The 2,467-nt window shown below is 44.7% G+C and carries 3 protein-coding genes and 1 pseudogene; 3 read left to right on the top strand and 1 reads right to left on the bottom strand.

What is annotated here, in order from left to right; all coding sequences use genetic code 11:
• Positions 1-205 precede the first annotated feature (205 nt).
• Both DP091_RS29415 and DP091_RS32185 read left to right on the top strand, forming a co-directional pair.
• Positions 206-499, top strand: coding sequence for an AbrB/MazE/SpoVT family DNA-binding domain-containing protein (locus DP091_RS29415; RefSeq protein ID WP_258394737.1), 294 nt, complete (start codon positions 206-208; stop codon positions 497-499).
• A pseudogene (locus DP091_RS32185) lies at positions 496-747 on the top strand (type II toxin-antitoxin system death-on-curing family toxin). Before DP091_RS29415 ends, DP091_RS32185 begins: the two are co-directional and overlap by 4 nt.
• Positions 748-820: 73 nt before the next feature.
• Here the strand turns inward: DP091_RS32185 and DP091_RS29405 are convergent.
• Positions 821-1,276, bottom strand: coding sequence for an HNH endonuclease (locus tag DP091_RS29405; RefSeq protein WP_113061584.1), 456 nt, complete (start codon positions 1,274-1,276; stop codon positions 821-823).
• A gap of 254 nt (positions 1,277-1,530) precedes the next feature.
• Here DP091_RS29405 and DP091_RS29400 point away from each other — a divergent pair, with 254 nt between their 5' ends.
• Positions 1,531-2,322, top strand: coding sequence for a nucleotidyltransferase domain-containing protein (locus DP091_RS29400; protein WP_113061583.1), 792 nt, complete (start codon positions 1,531-1,533; stop codon positions 2,320-2,322).
• Positions 2,323-2,467: the final 145 nt, after the last annotated feature.

The raw sequence follows: 2,467 nt of genomic DNA, 5'->3' as shown, positions 1-2,467 counted from the left end.
GCGGAGACTAGACAGCGTATCCCACTAAAGTTGAGCCCTCATCCCGGTACATGGGCTATTGATGACCCTATGCTACCCGCTGGCATAAAGGTAATATCTCCGCTTTCATATCACCTACATTAGAAAGTTTAAACCCTATAGTTTTCCAATTTTATGACTTTATAATTGTTATAACATTTGAATATGATGATAAGAAGGAAATCTAATGAACAGGATGATTGAGATGGAACGGAGAGTGACCAAATTCGGCAACAGCCTCGGCATAACCATGACTGATGCTTTGAAGCAAATTGGACTGGATCAAGGCGACACAGTCAGTATTGAGGTTAGTCCAGCCACAGGAGATAACATTATTAGGAAGTTAACAAAGGTCTTCTTACCTGAAGGAATAAGTGCGTACTTCATGGATACTTTGACGATGTCATTGAAGAATACGATCAAACGCTTCGAGGACTTAAAGACAGATGACATCCATCCGCTATCTATCCGTCCAACATGATACAACGATATAGCCCGGGGGAACATATTGGAGTTAAAGAACCTAGATTGCTCGAATCGGCTGTCCATCGACCTCAATCTTCTGCCTTTGGCGAAGATGCTTATCCTACTATTTTCGAAATAGCCGCAGCTTTGTTCGAATCCCTTGGTCAAAACAGCACTGGTTGTACTCCTACGCTTTAATGGCTTGCACTTGAAGATGGATGCAAGAAAGCCGTAAATTTTACAGTGGATATGGTTATCCAGTAATTCGATCGTCAACAAACGGCTGCGATCATTGAAGCTCACGTCACCACGATTCCAAAATCATAAATCTAAGCCTTTACTCAAGTGTCCCTTTTTTCATTTGACGATGTCTGTATTTAGCTAGAAAGATACGCCAGCAAAGCTTCATAAGATTTGGAACAGAGTGTGCGTTTTCTTTGAGATAGGACAATGCAGAACGGTTTCCTCGTTTCGTATTGCATTCGCTGCATGAAGCGATCAGGTTTTGCGGAAGATCCGAGCCGCCTTTGCTTGAGGGGATCATATGGTCCACTGTCGTGGCGTGTCGTCCACACCACAAACAAGTGTGATGATCTCGTTTCAGTGCAGCTTTTCGATAGTCCCGAAATAAGAACGGATTATAAAGCAATTGGATCGTCTGCTCATCAATCCAAACAGCTCGCGATCGCTCAACTTCCCGCCAAGCCCGATGGGGTAAACATGGTGTTAGTTGTTGACCATCCATATTGAGTACCGTTATCAATGGTTCCTCTCCATCATGACTATGATTCATCGATTTCACTCCATCTGTACGACATGTTCTACCCTATAGTATTAATATAAAACAAAAACACCATCCTCATGCGGATGGTGTTCATTATGATGGAACCGAGGGGAGTCGAACCCCTGTCCGAAGATAAGCTTCTACGGTGTAGTCAGGGTTGTGGTGTCACCTGAGTATCACCCGTTTGACAACGAATTAACCACAATGATATATTGGCGTAATACCCATTTATATATGGGTCCTATCTTTAAGGAGTGCATAGCATGATGTTACCCGTTCACGAACGCTTCATAAAGCAGGCAAAAAAGAAAATCAGTCGAGATAATCGACTTACGGGCCTCCTTGCAGGCGGCTCCATGATCCACGGAGCCATGGACGAGTATAGCGATCTAGATTTAGTCATCGTGTACGATAACGCGTATCGCAATGAAATTATGGAGCAACGCATTCAGCTCGCAGAAGAGCTCGAACAATTACTGTCGGCATTCACAGGTGAGCATGTCGGAGAACCACGTCTGGTTATTTGCCTATACGGCCCACCGTTGCTTCACGTGGATCTGAAGTTCATTTCGAAATCGGAGCTTAGGATACGAACGGAGAATCCGATTGTGCTTTGGGAGAGAGACGAGGAGATCAGAACGATCCTTGCCGAGACATCCCCTGTCTATCCATCGCCCTCTATGCAATGGTTGGAGGATCGGTTCTGGGTTTGGGTGCATTATGGTGCGGCGAAATTAGGAAGAGGCGAGTTGTTCGAGCTCATCCAACATATTACGTTTATTCGCAATGCCGTATTAGGGCCGTTGATACTCATGCGTAACGGCCATCTTCCCGCGGGAGTCCGACGGCTAGAGCAATTTGCTGAAATGGAGATGGCTGAGCTTCGGGACACGATTCCACTCCACAGCTACGAAAGTTGTTACCGTGCGTTAAAGGCCACTATCAAGCTATATCAACGTTTACGCCAGGCTTCTGATGGTTGGATACGCAAAGAAGAAGCCGAACGCCATTCAATTGCTTATCTTGAAACCGTATATTCCACGATCCATAAATAAAAACATCTACAAGACAGTGAAATTTATTATTCACTTATCAGCTATTCTACAGCAAAAACCACAACCTATGCGGTTGTGGTTTTTATGTATGGAGGCGAGGGGAGTCGAACCCCTGTCCGAAGATAACGACAACACAAGCTTCTAC

This window comes from Paenibacillus sp. MDMC362, from assembly GCF_003269305.1.
In the GTDB taxonomy this organism is placed as follows: Bacteria; Bacillota; Bacilli; order Paenibacillales; family Paenibacillaceae; genus Paenibacillus_AQ.
Note: the sequence above shows the minus strand (reverse complement) of the source record. Positions and strands in the feature narration are given on the sequence as shown.